The sequence below is a fragment of the Paenibacillus sp. FW126-R14 genome, from assembly GCF_058789495.1.
Map to the genome: position 1 here is coordinate 34,188 of NZ_JBYTBS010000031.1, position 24,968 is coordinate 59,155.

Sequence of the window (24,968 nt, forward strand, 5' to 3'; positions counted from 1 at the left end):
ACTGAAATTACTCTGTTCACTATGCTTTGAATCGAATAACTGGAATAAATTCATCTTCACCGTGCTCCTTTCGTTTTCATATTAGATATTGAAATATTAACTGCAACCCCATATATTGTCAACGAGAAAATCCCTTAAGCAATAAATTCAGCCATAATCCTACTAATATCAAAAGGAGTAATCCCCTCACTCACTGCAAACACCGTCTGCGCACGATCGGCGTCTTCCACGATTTGACCTCTAGCCACAGCGTGAAGCATAAATAAATCATACAAATTGGGCTTGATTAAGGAGGTCATCGCTTTCCCCATTAAGACCATTCCTTTTTGATTTCCCTCTACATTATTGTAAAAGTGAGGATGCTTTTGCAGCGCTAAGTCACACCAAATGATCTCCCGTTCCACCAGGTCCAAAATAACCGGAATCGCGATTCTTGTATCTGCAGCAATATCAATGCGATCCATCACCGTTAAAGGTTCAAAAATCTCTCCGGAATTAGGATACTTACGCATCATCCAGCCGGCAAAACATTCTGGCAAATCACAGTAAGGCTGCTCCGTAAAAGAGTTTAGTGAGGCAACAACATAACGTCCGCCATATTTAACGATAGAGGGAATATCCAAATCTATAAACTCGCATGCCCCAAAAGGTGCCGATGTAATATCCCCGCTATGCGCGGCGTCATATTTATTCGAGCGCAGATTCGTGTAGGAGATATGATCGACATACTGCCAATGCTCATCATACATCACAGCAGAAAGGTCAATATCGACCCTTCCTGTATGTTTTCCGTTAACATTCCCTTCTTTCCACCACAAGAAAAAGCGGATCGTATTGCCTTCAGCCATCTCAAGCCGGCTGCCACGAACAATCGTACGAAGCGCCTTACTTGCGGATCTTTGCGAAAATGGCATAACATACTGCTGCAATCTTGCATCGACATACACATCCCCAAGTGAAGGAAGCTTGGCAAATCGACTGATTAACGTGTTTTTGCATGTTTGCACAATCGTTTCGCATGCTGATTCTTCAATGTCAGGAAGGGTATTCGGGATAGCAACTGCTTTGGCAACATTCCCTTTCGGAAAGAACGTCCGCATGTCATGCCGTTCCTGCCTATGGCTGAAATGTGCCATAACTTGCAGCAGCACTGGCGTCGAGACATTCATGGCAATTGAAGCAAACTTTTCAACAACTGGGGAGAAATCCTTATTGATTCTTAGCAAATGATCCAGCCGCCTAGCGAACTCTCCCGCACGATTTGTCAATAGGTCCACAGCCAGACTTGTGTCTTGCATACGGAGCGCATGTTCAACCCTGCCGCCAAATGTTTCAAAAGGTTTATTATTTCGAAGAATGTCGAAAGCTTCCTTACAGCCGTTATATTTGCTTTTATATTCAGCAGGGTGCAGAATTTCTCCGAGACGGATCCAGCGATTTTTATAGCGCAGCATATCCTCAACCCGGTTTCCGCATTGCTCAAGCAGTTCCAGCAGCAACCGCCTTTCAGAACGCTTAAACTTCCGAAACTTCGTGTTCGTTGCAAGACTTACATCACCATCAGACAGAGCAACAACTAACCGCAGTACATCGGTTGCCGTTTTCATATATTTGGCGATGTATGTGATGTTGGCCTTTTCATATTTGAGCAGCGCCGCTACGACAAACCCCACATTTTCTTTCATCGGGATTTCATCCGGCAGTACCGTACTAAGATCGTCAAATGTTGAAATTATCCATTCAATATCTTCCCTGTCCGATTGGGAGATCGAGCCCTTCGCCTCAATGAGATTACGAATAACTCGATCAAAATCTTCCGAGCTTCCTAGATCGATAACTTTCAAATCAACTTGATCCAATAGCGGAAATCTATCCAAGGCTACATGCTCGGGCAACTGAAACGTTAAATAGTGACACATAGCGTTAATGTAAAGCTCTGCCGTGCTGGCCAGCATCACTTGTTTTGGGAAGTTAGGGTACATAGGCTTGAAAATAATATTTGCCCCTAGGAATGATTTCAAATCGTTTGCAAGCTGATGATATAGCTCAGTAAACCTTTCAATAGATAAAGTCTGAAGTACTTCCATAAGCTCTTTAGAAAAAGTAAATCCTAAGTACTCAATATTTTTCATTGCTGTTGCAAGGTATGTTAGAGGAAGGCGGCTATGACCGGGATGTACAATGAGCTTCCTATTCCTTCTTAGATATACGCTATTTCTCATTGCGGCATAACGCCTCCTCTTGGGATTTTAATAAAATCAGGTAACTTGTATCTCTATATCGACCAATGATTTAGAAGGAAGAGATACAATAGCCTGATTATCTCTTCAGGAAAGCTGCCGCCCTAGATACCTGGGAAGTTGTAGAAGGAAGGGCGGCAATAGCCTGATGTGAGGTTATCATCCCATATTTTGGAGGGGGTGAACATGGCGAAAGTATTACGACGTTGTTATTTTGATTAACACTTCCAATAAGTGAATGCTAAATAACCCCCACCTGTCTTAGCATGGGGATTATTTCTGTACACATTAAATCAGGGCAGCAGCTTCGCTTCCTTACGCGAGTTACTTGGGATTCGGACCATACTCGTTCTCATTAGGCTCACTATCTTGACAATAAAAAACAATAAGAATAATGGCGCCGATCAGTGGGATTAAACCAAGTAATATCCACCAACCGCTTTTCCCCGTATCATGGAGTCTCCGGAATGTAACCGCCAAAGATGGCAATAGGACGGCCAACGAGTAGATGCCGGTTAAAACGGATTTCAGCCCGAGTAACGATTCTAAGATGGCAAGGATGATAGAGGCGATCACATTGAAGAGAACAAACATCCAGTACTCCGTGCGCCTTGCTCTTCCTGAAAACCCCACGTAATTGCTCAAAACCTTCAAATACCATCCCATGTTAAGTCCTCCTTTTTTCCGCCGGGAATTCCGCCTTGCCCTTATATGTATTTAGATGGGGGTTGTCTTGATGATTAAAAAATAGGACCGTCGGGGAATTTTCACCCTGACGGCCCTATTTTATATCGGGAATCTTGTATTCATGACCGCTTCCAGATGTTCCGCTCTTCGGCAACTTGAGATCCGCCTGATTGAGGGAACTCTATTCCCTTATTTCGGCGAAAAGCTGAATGTCGGGCGCGCAGAGGTAACTACAGGGTCTTATTTCGCCTCAATGCATTAACGATCTGCTCGGAATGGTGAAATAGCGGACCCTAGTTCTCCTCCCATTGCCGAAAAGGCAGTTTCTAGCCAAATAGATCCCTGTAGTTCCCCCGTCTTCCAGCGAGCATGGAGAATGAAGACTGGAAACTATCGTTCAGCAGTCCAGTCATCATTTCCCAGCATGCAGCAAGTTCAGCAGCACCTGAGCACTCTCGGCCCGGGTAGTGATGCCGAGCGGAGCGAACTCACGCTCGCTGCGTCCGTGCATCAGCTTCAGCTCGAGAGCTGACTGCACGAAGCTTCCAGCCCAAGGTGCAATGCCGGCTGCGTCGTCAAATCCGGCAGGGCTGCCGGCTGCCGTAACGTTTGTGCCCTTGTGGACGCCATAGGCGCGTACGACCATCGCCGCCATTTCCTGACGGGTAATCGGAGCGTCAGGTGCGAATGTCGAACTGTCGCGACCGCCGACGATGCCGTTGCTGTAAGCGGCTGCTACCGCTGCCGAGTACCAAGCGCTGCTTGGCACATCGGAGAACGGTAGCGATGCTTCTCCTTTGGCGGACAGCTTCAACGCACGTACGAGCATAGCTGAGAACTCAGCTCGCGTCACTTCACGCTCAGGTGCAAACGCTGCAGGGGTGACACCTTCCACGACATGCATGGCGGCAAGTTCCTTCACAGCATTAGCTGCCCAGTGTGAGGCAGGCAGATCATTGAATGATTTGTTGTATTCCAGTACGGCATATTTGCTGAAGTGCGATACTTTTGCTTTCAAAACGCCATTATCCCAAGTACCGCCAATATACGTCAGCTCTCCTGCATCGCTCACATAGTACACGCCGCTAAGTGGAAAGTTGGCTCCATCCTGAACGCGGAATAGCAGCGTGACCGGTTGGTCAAATGTCGGCAGCTTAAATGTTTTGCCGTCTTTCGTTAGAGCTGACAGAGTGAAATCGTACACGGCGCTAACAGGTTTAATGCTTGCTCCTGCTCTCTCGGCTCCCTGTTTAATCAGCTTTTGAGCGGCTTCGGCTTCTACGGTGTTCATCGACAGTGAAAGCCCCGCGCCGTCTGAGCTTCCGTCCGGAATCAGTTTAGCCAGCGCTTGGAGCAAGCTGGACGGTACTTCGAGCGAGATGCCGCCCTGTTTAATCTCCAATAGCTTGGAGCCTAACAGTTCAGCCGTATTGACCGGGAGCTTCACCTCACGTTCGCCTGAGCTCAGCTCGATGCTTACTTTGCCGTCCTTGCCGTTCTTTAAAGCAGCTTCGTCAATCTGTTTCACCGCTGCGGGCTTATCAGCAGGTGTTGTTACCGGCGTATAACCACCGCCACCGCCACCGCCACCGCCACCGCCATCGCCATCGCCATCTCCGCCGCTTCCACCATTAGATGGAGCCGAAGATATGCTCAGTAGGAGTTCAACCGACTTCCCTCCAAAAGCAGCTGTAATCTTTGCTTTTCCTTGCGCTTTCGCTGTAACTAGTCCTTCGTTCGTAACGTCTGCAATAGTCTTATCGCTGGAAGTGAATTCAACACCTGTAAGAGTCTTCTTGGAATTATCCGAATATAAGCCTATCACCTGAAGTTGGCGCGTATCGCCAACCGTGAGAGCCGTGTTCACTTCATTCCACTGCAATTCATTCAATACCGGCTCCTGAGCGCTTCCACCCGATGTCCGCGTAATGTCCAGCGTAAGTGTCTTCGTAGCCTGACCTGCGCGTCCTTTATCTTCATACCAGGGAAGAGCCAGCGTTTCCGGTGTAGGTTCTATGTGCAGTACAAAATGGTTCGGTCCCGGCGAGAGCGGAATAGCATCCAACTCGACATTGCCTGCGGCATCCATGCTGTTCGGAGGAATCGGCTGCCCGTTAATGGAGAAGCTGACGCCGTAAGGCACGACTCCTTTCAACTTGAAGCTGCTTTCTTCCGTCGAATACGCAACGTTGCTGCCGTAAGTAATCCGCGGCATCGTCAGAATCATCGGCATGTCGACCCAGCGCAGCACGTAATCGTTCACGACCATCTGATTGCCGCCTTCATTTTTAACCGTCAGCTTCATATTCGTAATGGTCGAACTGTAAGCCCAGTTGCCGTAATCGGCCGTATCGCCCGGCGTCCGCGTGTGCGACGTGAAAGCTTCCGTCTCCCAAGTCCCGCGGGTATACTTGTATTCGATGGATTTGCCGGCCATCATTTTGAAACTGTACTCCACCACGCCGCGATCGGTTGCACCGCTAGGTACATGTAGTTTCGTCGAGCTGGCATTCCAGCCGTTAAAGCTGCCGGCAATGTTGATATCGTCACTCGTCGGCGTGTAATCCGGCAAGTGCAAGCGCATCAGCACATCCACCATCACAAGCTTCGGCGTGACGGACTGCTTTTCCGAGAATGCGCGGTTATACGATTGATCGAATGCCGCCACCTGGTATGTGTACAGCACATCGTTGCTCACGGCATAATCCGTGTAGTCGGTGGCCGTAGCGGCAAGCGTTGCGATTTTCTGATAAGTCGCATCCGTAACCGATTGACGGTAAACGTCGAAGCCCGCAATACTGTTGTCGGCTGCCGTCCATTTCAAATACGCACGGTTCGATTCGACCGCGATAGGATAAAGGATAGGTGCGGCAGGTGCCGTTGTATCGTTCGGGTCGCCATATACTTCAAGAGCAACCGTGGCAGATTGAGTATAGTGTTCTCCGTTGTCCGTCGAAACTTTGGCAAAATAATTGTAAACGCCGGCTTCTGTCGGCTCAAAAGATCCCCAGTAGATCTTACTGCCCGACTGGTCGCTGTCATAGCGCAATTTCGTATCCTGAGCGGCAGCCGGGTCGGTACCCTCTCTATAGAAGCCAAGTCTCGCCAGCAAATTCGGCGCTTCCTTGCCGGCTAAAGCGGCATCGTCCGTCAGACCCGGAATATTCACGTTCACCGTGATTCGCCCTGTCGTTTTGCCTACGCCTAAATAAACATTATCCGTTACTGTGCTTGGCGTTCCCAGAGATGCAATCCGGAATGCCGGGGTTGCAGCGACCATGTCGCTGAGGAAACTTTCGCCTGAACCAATGCGCGCCGTCACTGCATAGTAGTATTTCGTTCCGTTTATCACATTGACATCAAGATAGTTGAGGTCAGCGGTAGATCCGACAAGCTGCACGGCTCCGCCTTCAATGGCAGCACGGTAAATCTGGTAAGACTCCGCTCCGCTCACACGGTTCCAGAAAAGATTCACTTTCCCCATATCGGCTTGCGCCTGAACACCGGTTACCTGCGGTACAGCCTGAAGTTCATAATCCGAAACCATCATGTAACCGGTTAGTGCCGGGACAGTCAAAGAGACTTTACCCGAAGCGACAACCGCCTTGGCACTTCCACCAAGTTGGTCGGTCAGAGCGAGCCCATCCGGCAGGAATCCGGCCACATCCGCTTCGATCGACTGAGAAGTCGCTCCCCGGTTCACGATGAGCAGAGCTCCGCGGGAATCGTTCTTACGCGCATAAGCGATAACGTTTCCTTGCGAATAGACGGCTTTAAGATCGCCGGTCCGGAACACGGCATTGTCACCGCGGACTTTAGCCGCTTTTTGGTAAACGCTCAAAAGATTCTGATAGTCGCCTGTTCCGCTGAACGTACCGTCCGCATTCGCCGCAACCCGTTCCCACGGGAAAAAGCGCCGGGAATCCGGATCTTTCGTACCGGTGAGGCCCACTTCATCCCCATAGTAAATCGTAGGAGCACCAGGGTAGCCCATTTGGAAAATAGCCGTCAATTCCTGGAGCTTTCTCGCATTCGCGCTTGCTTCAGGGGCGATGACAAGATGCTCTTCCTCCCACTCCGGATGGTCGTATTTGGTAATGGAACGCGTCGTATCATGAGAATCCACGAGGTTCATCAGCGCTTCCCAAGCTTCTTTCGGATAATCTTCACGGATCGATTCCAGCGCCTGATTGAACGCATCGGCATTGCCGCCCAGAAGGAAGCTTTGCAGAGCCCCGCGGAACCGGTAGTTCATAACGGAGTCAAACTGATCGCCAAGCAGAAACCTCGTAGCAACGCCCCACTCTTCGCCGATAATAACCGGCTCATCTATCGCTGTGCCGTTTACATTCGTGCGGCCTGCGGCCGATTTCACAGCTTCGCGAAACTTGCCCCAAGTGCCCGCCGACACATCCGGCGCCACGTCCAGCCGCCAGCCGCTCGTTCCCATCCACAACCAGCGTTGGGAGTTCGCAAATTGCATGGCTTTTTGCGCTTCAGCCTCGGTTAATCCAGTCAGGCTATGTCCAATGACATTGTCCCGGTAATGGATATTGTTCCACTCATGCTGCCCGGGAAGGGACAAGGTATCTGCCGGCAAATACTCCGTAGGCGCCGTTTGCGGGTCTTTGGCATCCATCACCGGCAGCGAATCATAGCCCCACCAAGCATCATATTTGTAATGCAGATTATCGTCGTCGCGGTCCTTCACTTTTTCATTCGTCACGGTAAACCAGGAGACATACCTGAAATCGTCCGGCCACTTGTAATTCTGGCCCGTCATCGGGTTGATCTGGCTCGTAAACGAGGCGCGAACAGCCGTTTCTGCCTGCTCTTGCGTCATGGAAGACGCGTTCATCTTATCGTAAACCGCTGCCCAATATTCGTAAGCGCCTATCTCCGGATATTTGCCATACCGGTCAAAATAAATCGAATCGTCACCGACGTGATTAAACACGCCGTCGTTAATCACTTTGATGCCAGCCGTACGGGCCGCTTTCGTGAAGTTCTCGAATACTTGGTCCGAGGCTTCCCGGGTTTTAACGTAATCCAAACCGGAAGTGGGATCACCCGGCGTATTGTAAACCGGCTGTCCGAACATTGGATCCAAATGCTTGTAGTCCGTTGCATCATATTTGTGATTGGACGCCGCCCATGAGACGGGGTTCAAGTAAACAGCCGTAATGCCCAGCGATTTCAAATAGCCTAGCTTCTGTTCAATCCCTTGAATGTCGCCGCCGTAAAATTCATTCGTCCAAGCCCCATCCGTTTTCGCATCCGGGTAATACGGCTTGTTCTCCGGCTTGGACCGGTCTGGATTCTCCGGCACAACGGAAGTCCCGCCCCAAACCTGAGCCGGTGTGGGATCGTTCGGCACGCCGCCGTCAAAATACTGGAGCTGCTGGCCATTCTTGCTCGTGCCATATTTGGGATCAAGGACACCGCGCGCGCCATCTACCGTCTTAGCCCGGTTGTTATCCTTCGATCCATCAAAAAATCTGTCCGGGAATATTTGATACACAACCGCATTTTTCATCCAATCAGGTGTTTGGTAATCCGGTGCGTAAACCGTCAGATCATAAGGAACGGCGCCTTCATCGACAACCGAGCCTGAGCCGCCCCGAAGACTGTCGTCGCCGTACTCCGCTTTTGACGAACCGTCGACAACAATAAATTTATAGCCCCAAATCCCAACCTTGCCTGCAAAATCAGCCCCCGGCACCGTAACTTCCCAGTAATCCTTGTCGGCTACGGTAGTGACTTTCTTCATTAAATAGGCTTTGGACAAGCCATCGGGAGCGCTCAGTTCCGCCTTTGCCGTCTGCAAGTCGCCCTTGGCCGCTGCGATACGGAGTGTGAGGTCCTGTCCGCCCGCTGGAATGGCGCCGAACGGCTTTTTGTACGTTACCGAACGACTGTCAAAAAAGAGGCTTTCCTTCTTGATTTGACCGTCGAAAGCGCCATCTTGCGGCACATAATCATGAGTAAGCGCTTTCGTTTGCGCGGCATTATCAAAGGTAAAAGTGACATCAGCCTCGTCTACCGTTGCAAGCTTCACATTGGCTCCCGCTGCCGTTCCGTAATTCGGGGCATCCCAATTGGAACCGAACACGATTTTAGCTTCATAGCTGCCGACCGGAATATGGCGCTGCAGCTTATATACCGTATTATTAAAAAGATAATCGACGAACATCTGGTTCGCTCCGCCCGGTGACCATTCCCCTTCTCCGAACAAAGATTGAATGCTGCCTACAAGGCGTGGCTGCTCGTTCGGACCGAGCGCCGGGATGTACGGCTGGATCCCCGCCACTCCGGGAAGTGAAATCCGCGCCTCGCCTATCTCATCGTTCACATAAAAACGAACCTCCGTCGTTTCTCCCAAGCTGAAGGCAAAATTATTGCCGTTGTTGGCGTATCCGTCCCAGGAGCCGCTTTTGACGATCTTAAATTCATAAGATCCGGCAGGAAGCTCTTTGGAAAAAGCATAAAATTCGCCCGTCAAGTGCTTCATGCGGGTATCCGTCGAGGCGTTGTCCCAGCCTTGAAAGCTGCCTGCAATGACCCATTTGCTTTTTCCGCCAGGCTGCTCCGTGAATGGATCCGCTGCCGCAAGCACACGCGTCGAGCCCGCGAACAGTCCGGTAAGCAGCTGCAAAGTCAGCAGAAGTGCGGATAGCGCAGACAAAAACCGCGTACCACGTTTTCGATACCATAAACCCATCGTTATGTATCCTCCTTGTATTTGGTAAAAAAAGCGCTTTCTTCAAAATATCATAGCATGCCCCTCTATCTACGTGAGTGTATAATATTGACAACCTGCCCGTATCTATGTGACTTGTTTATTTGAAGGAAACAGACTTCAGAGGCACTCGAGGTATAAGAAAAACCGCCAGGGTCACCCTGACGGTTGTCGTATTATTCAAGTTTGTCCCCAGCAATTGACTCCCGCCTGTCATAACTGTGAGACCGGAGGCTATGGGCACGGAGCAGCATCATTCCGACAACGGTATGAGCTTTCCGTGTATGACTAATCTTCCTTCTGTGGAGTCAAGCGTGTAATCGCAGGTTGACAGGGTAAGAATGACATCGCTTGGGGTTAACTCTCCGTCAGTCTCGTATAGCGAACGGTTCTGAATCGTATGCAGAAACGATGCATATTCAGCGTCATCGGTAAAATCGGTTTGAATATAATTGAAGTCAGTCGTCGTATAGTAAACTGCAAAAATGTCCACCCGATAGGATTGGTGCAAGCTTTCATAAAAGAACGTCCGGTGTGATTGAAAAAACGCCGGGTCCAAATATTTCTTTAAATTCCCGAACATGGAGCCATCCTTCATCCGGTGGCCATAAATAATCGTATTGCGTTCGTGTCCGCTTGCGCGATTTCGGAAATCCATGAACAGGCTACCGGCAGCCACGGGCTCCCTCTCAAAGTTTCTGCCCAAATAGTACTCATTGTCGGAAGCCTGGACGACAGGATAATCAATTTGGGTATCGCCGATTCGCAGCCATCCAACCGTATCCGGATTCCGCTCAAGCAAACGATCGAACTTGGAGGGCTCCCGGTTCTGTCCTGACGCCAGCGCAAGCTGAGCCATAGGCCAGCTTCCGGCCTTATACAGTTCCTGCGCCTCCTTCATAACTCTGCTGTTCTCGGAGCTGGCCCACACATAGCCAATTAGTCTGCAGGCGCAGCCAATAAACACGGCCAAGCAGAGAAGCACCACAAGGTTGGACGGCAGACTATTTTTTCTCAGCTTCCTAAATCCCGATAGGCACCATGTATAAACCCGCATCTTGATCATGTTTTACGATGACGTCAACTCCATAAACCGATTTGATCATAGGCTCCGTCATGATTTCATGTGGAGCGCCTTCCATAAACAGTTGGCCGTTTTTCATGACGATAAGCCGGTCGCTGTAGCGAATCGCCTGATTCATATCGTGCAGCACCATGACGATCGTCAATCCGTGTTCGACATTCAACTTTTTGATTAATTCCAAGATTTCGATCTGATAATACATATCCAAAAACGTCGTCGGCTCATCCAGAAATAAAATGGAAGTTCGCTGAGCAATCGCCATAGCGATCCAGACACGCTGTCTTTCACCGCCAGACAACTGCTGCAGGGTCTTCGTGCGTTTGTCTTGAAGATTCGTACAAGTCAGCGCCCACTCAATTGCCTCCTCGTCTTCCTCTCTCTCTTGCGTGAATAAAGTCCTATGAGGCAGCCGCCCAAAGCTTGTTAGCTTTTCAACCGTTAAATCGGAAGGAGCCTCATTGCTCTGGTGGACAACGGCCAGCTTTTTCGCCAGCTCTTTTGTTTTATACATATTTAGCTCTTTGCCGTCCAGAACGACCCGACCGGTATGCGGCGCATAATTGTTCGACATTACCCCCAGAAGCGTTGACTTCCCGCAGCCATTGGGGCCGATGATTGTCGTAATTTTGCCCATAGCAATCTCACTCGTTACGGATTTCAACTGATCGTTCTTCTTATCGTAGGAAAAAGAGATATTCTTAATTTCCATGAATCTTATCACTCTTTCTCAACATGAATATTAAAAACGGCCCCCCAATAACGGCCATAATAATGGAAGCAGGAATTTCGGAAGGTGCGAGCACCGTACGTCCCAGCGTATCGGCGGATAAAACTAATAGCGCCCCGCCCAAAGCCGAGAAAGGAATCAAAATCTTATGATCCGATCCTACTAATAGACGAGCAATATGAGGAACAAGCAAGCCGACGAAAGCAATCATCCCGCCAATTGCGGTCGCTACTGCAGCGAGTAAAACCGCTACTACAGAAATAATTAGACGTGCTCGCGTGACTCTAAGTCCCAAATTTTGCGCCGATTTATCCTGCAGCGAAAGCATATTGCACCAAGCGTATAAAAAGAAGGATACCACTAAACCGATTGTTCCGTAGAGGAGCATCACATGTACGTCATTCCATGTCTTCATCGTAAAGATCGAAGTGACGGCCTGATTAATGCTGGTGACCGCATAGCTTCCGCGATAATTAAACGACTGACCCAATCCCGTGAAGGTGGCGTTAATAGCAAGACCTACTAAGATAATGCGGATCGGACTCAGACCGGATTTCCAGGAAAAGGAATAGACCAAGAAGCAGGCCAACGCCCCTCCGAAAAAAGCAAACACCGGCAGCCAGTAAAACAACTGCGGAAACAGCGTAACAAACAGCAGCGAAACGACGCCCGCTCCAGAGGATATGCCGATCACCCCGGCGTCAGCGAGCGGGTTTCTCATCACAGCCTGCAGCAGAACGCCGGAAACGGCTAGTGTTGCTCCAACGAAAAGAGCCACAATAATTCGCGGCAAGCGCAAATCCTTAATAATCTCTACTTTCTTGTTTGTCCCCGTAAAAAGGCCTTGAATAAATTCAAGACCCCCGACTTTGATGCTTCCTGAGGTTACGGACACTAACGTTACGATGAGAAGCAGGAGGACAACGACTACCAAGCTCCATCCGATTTTATTCATGTATTCTCGTCCTTTGCTCATCCCTATTTTATGGATACAGCATCTTCATAAGCTCATCCAGGGCTTCCACAGCAGCAAGATTGCCCGTTGTTCCGAACAAATCCTCCTGCAAATCATACACCCGGTTATGCTGAACCGCCTCGAAATGCTTCCATATATCATTTTTCTGGAATTCCTTGTCGAACATTTTGATGACTTCATCCGGCAGCCCGTGAGCCGCTCGCAAAATAATGTCCGGGTTCGCCTGCTGCAAATATTCGGTGTTCGATGCCAAATATTCAACTTTCTGCCCTTGCACCACATTAATGCCGCCTGCCCGCTTAACCAGATCTCCGATATAGGAGTTCTCCGTCGCTACCAGATAGCTTCCCGGCACTCCAAGCAAAATGAGCACGCTGGGCTGCTTCTTGCCGGCGATCCTCTGATCGATTTCCTTTTGCTTGTCATTGTACTTCGCGACGATCGCCTGAGCCTGCTTCTGACGATTGTATTTATCGCCGAGCACGATAATTTCCTTGTTCATTTTGTCCAGACTTGTGAGATTAAGAAAAGTCGCTTGTACAGCGGCATTTTTGAATACCGGGGCCAAGTCATATTCCAATGTCGTCACCGACAGCACTTCTGTCGGGTCCAATGATTTCACAACCTCCATATTCGGACTCATCGGATTCCCGACTTTGGGTACCCCGTCGTAACGCTTGGGAAGCTCCTTCGAGCTGGTAGGCACGCCGGCCAAGTCCATCTCCAAAGCGTCCATTATTTGTGCAGCCGCAACCGTAGTCGCAACTACGCGCTTATCGCTCTGCACCTCGGCAGTTGGAACTGCTGTCTGAGAGACAGCAGCGTTGCTGTCCGAAGCCGTTCCCGCCGAGCAGCCCGCTGTCATGACCAACATAGCGGCAAGCAGCATCGCTCCCATTCTTTTATTCATGCCCGTTTCCACGTCCTTCCCCTTAAAAATTACAGAGGACACCAGTGACCTGGTATCCCCTTTCTGTCTATTTCTAACTACTTGGATTCAGCTTGCTTCAGCATCGCTAGAACCAAAGTAACGGCTTCCGCCCGGCTGGCGCTCAGGTTCGGAGCAAACGTATTGTTCTCACGACCGCTAATCAATCCGAGACGGTAGGCTTCCGCTACAGAGGACTGCGCCCACTGCGGGATTTCATCTGCATCCGCAAATGTTAACGGAGCATTGCCATCTGTCGACAAACCTAATGCACGAACAATCATAACAACCAATTCGGAACGGTTAATGCTTCGATCAGCTCGGAACGAACCGTCTTCATAGCCATTGATGATCTTAAGTCCGGCTACTGCCGCCAAGCTAGGCTTCGCCCAATCAGGAATGCTCTCAAGGTCGCTAAATGTCAATGCGCTGTCCGCAGCTTTCAACTTCAACGCGTTGCTGAGCATCACGGCAAACTCGGCGCGCGTCACTTGACCGTTCGGACGGAACTCGCCGTTCTCATAGCCACTGACAATGCCTAGCTCGATCGCTTTCTCAATTGCGGCTTTAGCCCAGTGGCCTTGAATATCCGCCCATTTCTTCGGCTTATCGCCTTTGACTTCATCATCTTTGTCGACGTAAGGTTTAATGTCGTTGCCATTAAAGATTAACTGCACATCGTAATCCCCTGTATAGTGACCGGCCCAATCCATTTTGATCAGAGCATAAATTTTTGTTTCCGGAGCAAAATCCTTCACAGCAAATCGAATGATTCTGCTGTTCTCTGCTCCATTCGTGCTAACGATCTCTGCATCTGCAAGCGTTCCATCCTCTTGCTGGATTTTGAAGCCCGGCATCTCTTTGCTTTTCGTTAAAGTAAGATACACGTAGCTTTTGCCGTCAATAACGGTCAGCTTAGCAGGATGCTTCACGAAATCATTTGTAATGGACTTCTGATCACGTCCGCGCAGCGTCATATTGAAGTCAACCGCATAGTCGCCAGGCTGGTAGGCTTCACTTAACGCTTTTACAACTACCGGCTTGATTTCGCCAGGCGATTGTACGCGTACAATACTGCTTTTATCAAATGTAAGATCAACATCGTAAGAATGATTATAACCAAGTTCCGGCCAATTCACTTTCACCCAACCGGCTGTTTTGACCGTTAAATCAGCGATAGGGAATTGAATAACGCGCGTATTTTTAGCTTCATCTGTGCTTACAACGTCTGTATCGCTTAAGCTGCCATCGTATGCTACTTGGAAAGCCGTCGTTTCTTTGCTTTGTTTAAGCGTAAATGATACGCGCATGTAGCCGTTAGTCACGGTTAACGTACCAGGCGTTACGACGTAGTCCTGCATAACCGATCTTTCCGTAGTACCGTGTTTAAGAATTTGATAATTAATACTGTAGGTGCCGTCTGCAATCCCATGGATATTTGCAGGTACCGAAGGTATGCTCGGTCCTGATGGGTTGCCTGTCCCTGGTCCCGGAGGCGTTCCAGGATTAACAGGATCCGTAGGATCCGTAGGGTTCGTAGGATCCGTAGGGTTCGTAGGGCCAACAGGGTCGGAGCCTGCGGACGTAGCATCTTTAAAGCTGATTTGATAGCTTGGATTCACAGTCTGACCGTTCTCTGTCACGGACAGATACATGTTATATGCTGCTGTTAAATCCGGCAGCTCATATTTGACTTCTTGGGAAGCGGCCAATACAGTAACAAGGTCCGATCGTTTCATTGCAATCGCAGGCAATATGTCCACTGTAGATTGATCCGGAAGAACCCGTTGCAGCTTCGTTATCGTTGTTCCGCTTTTCAGCTTAAAGTAGACGATATTCTTGCCGCTCTGTACGCTTAATCTGCTCGTGTCTTCCAGATAGGAACTTACCGGCGTTTGAACACCGCCCAGCGCACTGCCGTTCAGACTTACATTGTAATTGCCTTCTGAAAGCGGCTGATCGAGAGGGAAGATACGTGTCACGCTGCCTGCATCGAAAGCAATTTGCAGAGGTTGATCTTCATGAACAACGCCTGGAACATCAACGACAACTCTTGCATTCAGCTTTGCCGATACATCGTTAACTTCGAATTGAACGGTCCTCGTATCTTCGGCTTGATTGGCATTCAGAATCGTTGTTTCCACTAAAGTCCCGTTCCGTTCCGTCTTGAAGGACGTAATCCAAGAACTTTTCTTCAAAGTAAGGGAAACCGTCTTTTTCCCATTCTGAATCGTTAAGCGTCCGCTCGTTAAATCGGTATAGCTCTCCATCAACGACGATTCATTCGTTCCGTCTTTGAGCAGGTTAAATTTGATTTTGTATGACCCGTCTTCAGGCTGTCCGGGCTGTCCCGGCTGCGTTGGCTTTGGATTGTTCGCAATCACGGAAGCATCGAAAGCCGCAACTGCGGTTTGCAGTTCGGTTAAAGCGTCATCGACTTGCTTTTGCGTGGCATCAGCATGGTTAGCCGTACTCTGCGCAGTCGTAATTGCAGTTTGTAGGGCACTAATCGCGCTAGCCGGGAATTGGCCTGTGTAAATGCCTTCCTCCGCTTTGTCATGCTTATCTTGGGCGCTTGCAAGCGCTTGGTTCAGCTTCGTTTTATCCGCTGGAACAATTTTGATGGAATACAAGACATCATTAACTTTTAACTTGTTGCCCTCGCCGTTCACAAGCCAGATATTCGTCAGCGCCACCGGCGTAGAGGTCGATTGGGTAACCGACTTGGCTATGAATTCAAGCATCAGATACTGATTGTTGGCATTGAAGCTTTTCCCGCTTGCGCCAGTTAAAGTCAGCTTGAGCTGCCCCGGAGCTTGATCGGAATAAGCTAGAGAGAAATTGTCAACCAAAGACTTGGACTTGGACTTGTCGAGCTCAAGCAGGTTCGCATCGAACGTCAGCGTCATTTCCTGACCATACACCTGTTGATATACACTTTGACTTACACCTGTAATTCTGAAATTCAGATCCAGTACTTGCTTCGGCTCCACAGTCGATTCGCCGATTAACTCTGCTTTCTGCGGTACGATCCCGTTAGGATCAAATTTAAATAAGAAATTATTACCGGCGTATTGCGGTGGCGCTATCGTGTTATGTACGTAAGCAAGGATATTGGACGAAAGGTCCCTCACTTCAAACTCGATTACCCTCGTATTCGCTGCTGCATTTTGGCTTGTAACCACGGCATCAACCATCTGCCCATTCAGTTGTGTCTGAATGACATCCGTATCCGTGCTCTTAAGCACCGTCATAATCACTTTTCTTTTTCCCTGCTGAACGGATAAAGTTGCAGGATTGATAAAATAACTTTTCATGCTGGATTCTTTGCTTGGGTTCGTTGCGTTCAGCGTTTGATAAGGAATGCTGTACAGGCCGTCTTCGATAAACGGCACGATGCTGCTTGCATCGAATTTAAACTGGAAGTCGTTGGTAGCGTATTGAGGCGGCGCTATGGTGTTATGCACCCTCGCAGCAACATTTTGAGTCAAATCGGCTATCTCAAACTCAACTTCCCTTGTGTTAGCTGCCTTGTTGGTGCTGACAACATTCATTTCCACGAACTGCCCGTTCGAGTCCTTCGTCTTCAGCGAGTCCGTGTCCGAGCTTTTCAGCACAATAAACCGGATCGTCTTTTTCCCGTTCTCGTCCACCGTCAATTTAGCCGGTTTCACAAAATAAGATTCCATCGAGGACGTTTTCGTCGGATCCGTTGCATTTAATGCCGAAAAATAAATGTGATACACGCCGGCGCTCACTTCACCCGGCTTCGGATTGTTGGTGATCACGGAGGCGTCAAATGCCGCAACTGCTGTTTGCAGCTTGCTCAAAGCATCATTCACCTGCGCCTGCGTAGCATTCGCATTCTCAGCCGTTGTCTTCGCAGCAGTGATCGCAGCTAGCAGCGCGCTTACGGCATCGGCCGGATATTGGCCGTTATAGATGCCTGTTTTCGCTGCGCCATGTTTCGCTTGCGCACTAGCAATCAATTGATTGAGCCCTGTTTTATCAACCGGAGCTTGCTCTGGAGGCGTAATGCCTGTTGTATCAAATCCGATTTGCAAAGGCTGGTCTTCATGAATACCAAACTCGGTGATGTCAACTTTTACTTTGGCGTTTAATCTGGCCGATAAGTCGCTGACTCCAAATTGGACCGTTCTCTTGTCTTCCGCCTGATTAATGTTGAGTGTCGTTGTCTCAACCAAGGTACCGTTGAGCGCAGTCATAAACGATGTAATCCATGAGCTGTGAATTAATGTGAAGGAAGCCTTCACTTCCCCGTCTTTCACAGTTAAACGTCCGCTGTTTAGATCGGCGTAGCTCTGCATCATCGATAGTTCGTTCGTACCATCTTTGTATAGATTAAATTTGACAGGGTAGTCCCCGTCTGGAAGCGCTTGATTACCGGCGTTCGCACTACTAGCCGCATGAGCTACTGAATCTTGACTCAGCGGGAAATGTACGGTGCTTAACAGCACAAAAAACATAAGAAAGATCGTTCCGACTTTCCTTAGTCGATTCTTCAAAATGATTACTCTCCTTCGTTCCTGAAATCCTTGTTGAATTAACGCTTTGCGAATTTGCGAATTAAAATAAATGATGAGATCAATAGCAGAGCAACAAGCACAGTAACCGGAGTCGTGTCTCCGGTTTGCGGATTCACGGCCACAGGCTTCTTCTGATCCGCTTTGACAGCAGGAGCTGCTGCGGGAGTCGAGCCGTCACTCTTCGTTTTCGGTGTTACGTTTGCTGCCGTGTCGGCCTTCGATTCAGCCGTGCTGAGCGCTTTCATACTCTTCGCGTCAAATGCAAACCGAATCGTATAATCATGATCGTAATCGACCGTTTTCACCGTCACATGGATCTTGGCCACGAGCGGATTCGATACATCCTTCACTTTGAACTGAACCACGCGCGTATCCTCTGAACTATCGCTGTTTACCACTTGCGTGTCCGCGAAACCTCCGCCATTGTCCACTTTAAAAGCTGTGACCCATGAACTATGATTCAGCTTCATTTGCATGGTCATTTCGCCATTTTTCACCGTAATGGTCGCTGGCTTCTCCCAATAATCGTTAGCCATGGAAGCAGAGTCATTATCCCCTTGAATAACCGTATAGCCAATGGAATACGTCCCGTCTGCGAGAGCAGCAGCAGCTTTCGATGCAGGCACGTACAGAATCACGGCGAAAATCAGCATCAAGAGCATGGAAACCGGGATGGATAAGTACTTTTTCATGTTCTTTTTCACTCCTTTCATCGATACAAATGAAAATAAAGATAATGATAATCATTATCATCATAAAATCAAAAAAAAATAATAGAACCTCTATTCTATTACTTTACACACCTCCGTTTCCTAGTTGCATCCTAAAGATAGCGCAGACAGGGCGACTACAGAGAATGAGAATCATTATTATTTAATGTGTGCGGTTTTATCTTAACTTAGCTTTATGAAAATTGTCAATACATACTAGAGCCCTCGTTTTATTCTGAAAAAGTTTGCATTGACATACGATAATGATTTTCATTATCATTTAGTGGCTGGTGTCCTATTCTATCCATTGACATTTATTAAAATTCTCGGAGGTTTCCTTTATGAAAAATATTCATTGTGTTTTAGTAAGCACACTGCTGATCGGGCTGCTGTCAGGATGTGCCGCTTCTCCCCCGCAAAGCCCGGATAACAGCCAACAAGCAAGCAGCGGCTCTCTTTCAGTAACAGATTTTGCCGGCCGCCAAGTTACTTTCTCCAAGGTTCCGACCAAAGTTGCTGCTCTTAGCAATGGTGAAATGGATATTGTCTACGCGCTCGGCGGCGAATTGGTGGGCAGACCTACATCCACTGCTCCTCTTTCCATCAAAGAAGCGGCAAAAATCGAACAAGTCGGAACGCCTCACGGCATGGACTTGGAGAAAGTAGCGCTCGTCCACCCGGATGTCATACTCGGCAATAATCCTTTGAACCTGAAAGACGTGCCAGCTATCGAGTCGCTCGGCTCCAAAATGATTTTAACTGACGCGAACAGCGTTGCAGAGATCCAAAAACAAATCAGGCTGTTCGGCGATGTGCTGGGTAAAAAGCCGCGCGCCGACGAGCAAATTCTCGCTATTGATAAGAAGATTGGCGAATTGCAAAAAAATCCGCCTGGGCAAAAGATACGCGCATTGCTTGTTTACGGCGCTCCGGGCACCTATATGGCTGCGCTTGGCAACTCGCTGAGCGGTGATATCCTCTCGATCGCAGGCGGGGAGAACATTGCGGCAGACTATCCAAGCCTGGATAAATACCCGCAGTATGCGCAGCTCAATACAGAGAAAATTATGAAATCGAACCCGCAGATCATTTTCTTTATGGGACATGGAGATACAGACAAAGTGAAGGAGGGCTTCTTGAAGGAGATGCAGCAGAACGCGGCATGGAACAGTTTGGACGCCGTTAAAAACAATCGGATTGAAGTGCTGCCGTCAGATTTGTTCGGCTCCAATCCGGGAACCCGTGTGATTGAATCCCTTGAGCTGATGCATAAGCTTCTCCTTTCTGCTAAATAACCTATGAACATACAACAGCGTAATACTAGAAGAAAAATTAGCTTTATTGTCGCTCCCATCCTCGTCGTTCTCGTGTCCTTATACGGATTAACTTACGGCTCCGTACAAATTTCGCTCAGCGAAATCTGGGCCGTCTTCACAGCGGAGGGATCGCCTCTGCACGAGAAAATCATTATGAATCTCAGGTTACCCAGAGTGCTGATTGGCTTGCTCGTCGGCGCATGCTTGGCTGCATCCGGAGCCTTGCTTCAAGGTGCGATGAAAAATCCGCTATCCGATCCAGGCGTAATCGGCGTCTCTGCCGGCGGAGGCCTTGCCGCCGTTGTCACCATGATTATTTTTCCGCAATACAGCTATTTGCTGCCTATTGCCGCTTTTCTCGGAGCGTTCGTCACCTCCGTTTTTATTTATTTGCTAGCTTGGGATAAGGGCTCTTCACCGCTCAAAATTATTTTGGCGGGCGTCGCCATCAACGCTCTTCTAGGGGCTGCGACAAGCGGGGTCATGGTTGTGTTCAGCGACCGTGTTCAGGCCATTTTGCCTTGGCTCGCGGGAGGATTAAGCGGGCGCAGCTGGCACCACTTGGCATTCATGGCTCCCTATGCGCTGCTTGGTCTCGGTTTATCCGCTTTGATGATCAAGCCTTCCAACCTGCTGCAATTAGGGGACCATACGGCGCAGCTGTTAGGCCAGAAAGTCGAACTTCAGCGGCTGCTTATCATTTTATTATCTTCCTTATTGGCGGGGGCGGCTGTCAGTGTGGCAGGCTTGGTGGGTTTCGTCGGTTTGATTGTTCCTCATGCTATTCGCCTGCTGATTGGGGATGATTATCGTTTTCTGCTTCCGTTATCCATTTTTGGCGGAGCGGCTCTCGTCGTTCTTGCCGATACGGTGGCGCGATCGTGGTTTGATCCGATTGAGCTTCCTGTCGGAATTTTGCTTGCGGGGCTGGGTGCGCCGTTCTTTTTATACTTGTTGAAGAAACGGAGAATTATGTAATGTCTGCCATTGAAACGAGTCAGGTCCACCTCCATATCGGCGGTTTTCAGCTTCAAAATGTGACTCTTTCTATCCCTTCTGAAAAAATCACAGCCATCGTAGGGCCCAACGGCTCCGGCAAATCGACTTTACTGCAAACGATGACCCGCCTACTGATCCCTGACCAGGGAGAAGTTCTCGTGCAGGATAAGCCTCTGCCTCACTATAAAACCATGGAGTTTGCCAAAACAGTCGCGCTCATGACGCAATCCAAGCACACCATTCCGAATCTAACCGTGGGCGAGCTTGTCGCGTATGGCCGTTCGCCATACAAACGGATATTTGACCATTTGAATCAAGAAGACAGGGATATTGTTCAATGGGCCATGGAGGAGACACATACGCTGCGGCATGAGAACCGCATGTTTCACACCCTATCGGGGGGCGAACAGCAGAAAGCGCGGCTCGCTATGGCATTAGCGCAAAAAACGAATATTATTTTACTCGATGAGCCGACTACTTTCCTTGATATTGCCCATCAGCTGGATGTCATGGAAATGCTCGTGAAGATCAATCAGGCTTACCGCATGACCATTGTTATGGTGCTTCATGATCTCCAGCAAGCTGCGAATTACTGCCATTACCTCGTCGCTATGAAGAGGGGCGAAATTCGAAAAACAGGAAACCCCAAAGAGGTCATAACGGCCGAATTTCTAAAAGAGATTTATCAGATCGAGGCCAAGGTGAGGTTCGAAGAAGACTACGTCAACATTATGCCTCTTCGAAAATTGTAAAAAAGACCGTCTGTCACAGCATCCACGCTAGCTATAGAGCGGAATCCTCACTTCAAAGGCGCTTCCTTTCCCCATCTCGCTTCGAACGCGGATGCTTCCGTTGTGGAGCTCGACAAGCTCCCTGACGATGGCAAGACCCAAGCCGGATGAGCCTTTATGCTTCACCGGCCGGCCTCGTTCCACTTTAAAGAAACGTTCCCAGATGAGCCCTTGATCCTCCGGCGATATCCCGATTCCGGTATCGGTTACCGTGATCAGAACGCACTTCTCGGACGGAATCGCAATCGTCTTCAGCTCTATCGTTCCGTTCTCGGTGAACTTGACCGCATTTTTGATCAAATTGTTCAAAATTTGTTCCAGCCGGTCCGGATCGGCGTAAGCCTGCGGTGAATCTTCTTCCATGACGCAGTCGATGACCGTTCCCCGGGCTTCGGCTTCCGGATGGAATTTGAAGGCCAGCTTGGACAGCATCGCCTGAACGTCGACCGCCATCCATACGAGATCGATTTCTTTATTTTCCAGCTTCATCAAGTCGGTAATATCATCAACCAACCGGTTCATATGCAGGGTTTCGTTATACATGATTTCGTAGTATTTCTCTCGCGCTACCTCTTCGATCAAACCATCCTGCAGAGCCTCCAAAAAACCCTGCATCGCCGTTAGTGGAGTACGCAGCTCATGCGAAACATTCGCCAAGAAATCATGCCGCATCTGGTTCAACTTCCGCTTCTCCAGGTCGACGCGTTCAAGCTGCTCCATCATGTCGTTGATCGTCGTCGCCAGCTCCCCGATCTCATCCTTGGAGTCTATTCGAATTCTCTCGCTGTAATCTCCAATAGCAATCTTGGCTGCCGCCTTGTCAATCTGTTGGATGGGCCGGGTAATCGACCAGGATAAATAGAAGGATACGCCAAATGAAAAGAAAATACCAAGCAGCGTAACCCAAAGGATGGTTTCTCTAAGCTGAGCGATCGTCTCATTCATGCCTTTAAGAGGCGAATGCAGAACGATGCCGCCGTATACGTCGTTGTCTTTACCCCACGGGACGGCAACCGAAAGCATGCCTTCCTTGAGTCCCTCGAATTGATTCCATTTCGCTGGTTCGCCGTTGATAACTTTATTGACCATATCCGTACTGACGACCTTGCCTGCGTTCACCTCATCCTTGGAGGAGGTAATGACAATGTTGCCGTTCCTGTCGAAAATCCAAATGCGCGTGTCAAAGACTTGATCAAAAAAATGCAGCAGCTCCTTAAAGCTGTTATTCGGATTCACCTGATTTTGGATAGCGAGATTGACCTGCTTGGCCTGGCGGATCATCTCATTGCCTTTGGAGTTGATTATGTATTCTTTAGCAAACAATGAAATCACGAGCCCCACCGCGCAAAGCCCCAGGAGCACCGTAACGATGGAGCTGGTCAGCATTTTGCCGAGAATGCTTTTATTCGGTTTCAGGTGCATGCTTCAACCTCAAATTTGTAGCCCACTCCCCATACCGTATGAATACACACATTGCGACAGTGGCTTAACTTTTCACGCAGTTTTTTGATATGAACGTCCACCGTTCTCATATCGCCTAAAAATTCATAGCCCCAAACCTGCTCCAGGAGCTGTTCTCTCTTAAACACATTGCCCGGTGATTTTGCAAAAAAGGCGAGCAGCTCAAACTCCTTGGGGCGCAAGTCGATTTTCGTGCTGTTTGCGATGACTTCCCGGCGGGTCACATGAATGACCAAATCATCAAACTCATAGTGGGATGGCGCGTCAACCTCTGTGGACGGTTGTCCCTTCTGCATTCTGCGAAAGATCGCTTTAATGCGCGCCACCAGCTCCCTCGGGCTGAAGGGCTTGGTCATATAATCGTCCGCACCGAGCTCAAGACCGAGCACCCGGTCAAATTCATCGTTCTTCGCCGTCAGCATAATGACGGGTACATCATAACGTTTTGTGATCTCCCGGCACGTTTCAAAACCGTCGAGTCCGGGCATCATGACATCCAATATCACGATATCAGGCTTTAATTCCGCAAGCATGGCCAAGGCCGAGACGCCGTCAGGTGCTTCAATCAATTCGATAAGCTGCTGACGGAAATAGAGTCGTACTATTTCCCTCACATTCGGATCATCATCCGCGATCAACACTTTCCAGGGCACAGCGGTTCACACCTTTCTATGATCCTTATATAGGATTCTGACTCCACTTCCATTTTAAGTGGGTAGCCGCTGGATTATTTATACAAATAGGATGAAATGTCTGATCCGGGGATATCAATGGCCTGCGATGGATGCCGGCGACTTACATATCGAAAAGGCCATCCCTAGTCATTTCTATGACTTATGGGACAGCCTTTGGTGTAGTTATGCTTCTGCGATTAAAATAAAAAGTCTACCACGAAGACAGCGCCGTTCTCTTCCATGTGTTAGGGGCCACACAAACATACACGTACCCGTTATCCCATGCGATCTCCCCCTCTTGCCCGGGGGAGGAGGACGAGGCCGGCGTCATGGATTTCCGGATGCGGATGCTGTCGTCGCTGATATCAAGCTTTGTCTTGGCATCCGTATTCCCAATCCCAATGTTGCCGCTGCTGCGCATGATGGTTAGCACGTTGTCCAGCGCTTTGCCGTCATCCCCATAGCGGATAATTTGCAGATTGGAACCGGCATTCCCTCCCGCTTCCTCCGAAGCATCTGCGCGCATCGCCCAGCGCGGAGTCGTTATATTCCCGTCCACCGATTTAGCCCAAGTCAAATCGCGATTGACGCCCTCGGTTCCGGCAATTCGCAGAATGCCATCCATCACATTGAAATTGGAGGAATGCGTGCGAATTTCAGCCACATCCTGGTCGAACGGAATTTCCAGACGCGTAAACAGCTCGTTCGCGTTTTTGCCGTCAGGCGACATTGTCGTTTCAAACGACATATGATTATGATCGTGCTGTTCAGGGTCATTCGCCTTGGCATGAGAGACGATAGCCGTCTTATCTTTACCGTTCTCGTCCAGCCAGGATATAGCCGGCTTCGCCCGGTCTTTCGTCCATTGAAGCCGGATGAGATCCGACAAATGGCCTTCTGCGGAAATCCACTGCTTGTCTGTAGAAAGGTGAATCCTGTCATTATGAGGGATTTGAATACCTCCTCCAGGCAAAGACGACTCCTGAAAGGTATTAGCCGTATCGCTGCCACTTGCGAGAACCATCCCTGAAATGCCGAGAGCCGCACCAGCCAACAGTGAAACAACCAAACCCGGAATTTTCATTGAAC

At 49.2% G+C, this 24,968-nt stretch carries 15 protein-coding genes; 3 read left to right on the plus strand and 12 right to left on the minus strand.

What is annotated here, in order from left to right; genetic code table 11:
- Positions 1 to 134: 134 nt before the first annotated feature.
- From AC3WRW_RS19270 to isdC, 9 genes are all read right to left on the minus strand, one after another.
- Entirely contained in the window at positions 135 to 2,222 is a 2,088-nt protein-coding gene (locus AC3WRW_RS19270) for a TerD family protein (protein WP_492547923.1), read from the minus strand.
- Positions 2,223 to 2,564: 342 nt separating this feature from the next.
- Positions 2,565 to 2,906 (minus strand): DUF805 domain-containing protein, encoded by a 342-nt coding sequence (locus tag AC3WRW_RS19275; protein ID WP_492547924.1) that lies wholly within the window; start codon positions 2,904 to 2,906, stop codon positions 2,565 to 2,567.
- Positions 2,907 to 3,339: 433 nt separating this feature from the next.
- Complete coding sequence (locus AC3WRW_RS19280; protein ID WP_492547925.1) at positions 3,340 to 9,648, minus strand: alpha-amylase family glycosyl hydrolase; 6,309 nt, start codon at positions 9,646 to 9,648, stop codon at positions 3,340 to 3,342.
- 271 nt (positions 9,649 to 9,919) lie between these two features.
- Entirely contained in the window at positions 9,920 to 10,723 is an 804-nt protein-coding gene (gene srtB / locus AC3WRW_RS19285; RefSeq protein WP_492547926.1) for a class B sortase, read from the minus strand.
- Positions 10,689 to 11,459 (minus strand): ABC transporter ATP-binding protein, encoded by a 771-nt coding sequence (locus tag AC3WRW_RS19290; RefSeq protein WP_492547927.1) that lies wholly within the window; start codon positions 11,457 to 11,459, stop codon positions 10,689 to 10,691. The genes srtB and AC3WRW_RS19290 overlap by 35 nt, the downstream gene beginning before the upstream one ends.
- The gene (locus AC3WRW_RS19295) at positions 11,449 to 12,432 is read right to left on the minus strand and encodes a FecCD family ABC transporter permease (protein WP_492547928.1); all 984 of its coding nucleotides are present in this window, start codon (positions 12,430 to 12,432) and stop codon (positions 11,449 to 11,451) included. The genes AC3WRW_RS19290 and AC3WRW_RS19295 overlap by 11 nt, the downstream gene beginning before the upstream one ends.
- Positions 12,433 to 12,460: 28 nt before the next feature.
- Positions 12,461 to 13,363, minus strand: coding sequence for a heme ABC transporter substrate-binding protein IsdE (gene isdE, locus AC3WRW_RS19300; RefSeq protein ID WP_492547929.1), 903 nt, complete (start codon positions 13,361 to 13,363; stop codon positions 12,461 to 12,463).
- A gap of 77 nt (positions 13,364 to 13,440) precedes the next feature.
- Positions 13,441 to 17,907, minus strand: a complete 4,467-nt coding sequence (locus AC3WRW_RS19305) for an NEAT domain-containing protein (RefSeq protein WP_492547930.1) — start codon at positions 17,905 to 17,907, stop codon at positions 13,441 to 13,443.
- Positions 17,908 to 17,945: 38 nt separating this feature from the next.
- The gene (isdC, locus tag AC3WRW_RS19310; protein ID WP_492547931.1) at positions 17,946 to 18,620 is read right to left on the minus strand and encodes a heme uptake protein IsdC; all 675 of its coding nucleotides are present in this window, start codon (positions 18,618 to 18,620) and stop codon (positions 17,946 to 17,948) included.
- Positions 18,621 to 18,979: 359 nt separating this feature from the next.
- On the opposite strand from isdC, the gene AC3WRW_RS19315 reads away from it, so the two are divergent.
- Genes AC3WRW_RS19315 through AC3WRW_RS19325 form a run of 3 tightly spaced genes read left to right on the plus strand, consistent with a single transcriptional unit; the run spans position 18,980 to position 21,705 of the window.
- Positions 18,980 to 19,933: an ABC transporter substrate-binding protein gene (locus AC3WRW_RS19315; RefSeq protein WP_492547932.1), complete on the plus strand. Its 954-nt coding sequence runs from the start codon at positions 18,980 to 18,982 to the stop codon at positions 19,931 to 19,933.
- Positions 19,934 to 19,936: 3 nt separating this feature from the next.
- On the plus strand, positions 19,937 to 20,932 hold the full coding sequence (locus AC3WRW_RS19320; protein ID WP_492547933.1) for a FecCD family ABC transporter permease: 996 nt from the start codon (positions 19,937 to 19,939) through the stop codon (positions 20,930 to 20,932).
- Complete coding sequence (locus AC3WRW_RS19325; RefSeq protein ID WP_492547934.1) at positions 20,932 to 21,705, plus strand: ABC transporter ATP-binding protein; 774 nt, start codon at positions 20,932 to 20,934, stop codon at positions 21,703 to 21,705. Before AC3WRW_RS19320 ends, AC3WRW_RS19325 begins: the two co-directional genes overlap by 1 nt.
- A gap of 27 nt (positions 21,706 to 21,732) precedes the next feature.
- Here AC3WRW_RS19325 and AC3WRW_RS19330 read toward each other — a convergent pair whose 3' ends face one another.
- The 3 genes from AC3WRW_RS19330 to AC3WRW_RS19340 all read right to left on the minus strand — a co-directional run bounded on the left by AC3WRW_RS19330 (position 21,733) and on the right by AC3WRW_RS19340 (position 24,963).
- Positions 21,733 to 23,166, minus strand: coding sequence for a sensor histidine kinase (locus tag AC3WRW_RS19330; RefSeq protein ID WP_492547935.1), 1,434 nt, complete (start codon positions 23,164 to 23,166; stop codon positions 21,733 to 21,735).
- Positions 23,157 to 23,858, minus strand: coding sequence for a response regulator transcription factor (locus tag AC3WRW_RS19335; RefSeq protein ID WP_492547936.1), 702 nt, complete (start codon positions 23,856 to 23,858; stop codon positions 23,157 to 23,159). Before AC3WRW_RS19335 ends, AC3WRW_RS19330 begins: the two co-directional genes overlap by 10 nt.
- 232 nt (positions 23,859 to 24,090) lie before the next feature.
- Complete coding sequence (locus AC3WRW_RS19340; RefSeq protein WP_492547937.1) at positions 24,091 to 24,963, minus strand: hypothetical protein; 873 nt, start codon at positions 24,961 to 24,963, stop codon at positions 24,091 to 24,093.
- Positions 24,964 to 24,968 lie beyond the last annotated feature (5 nt).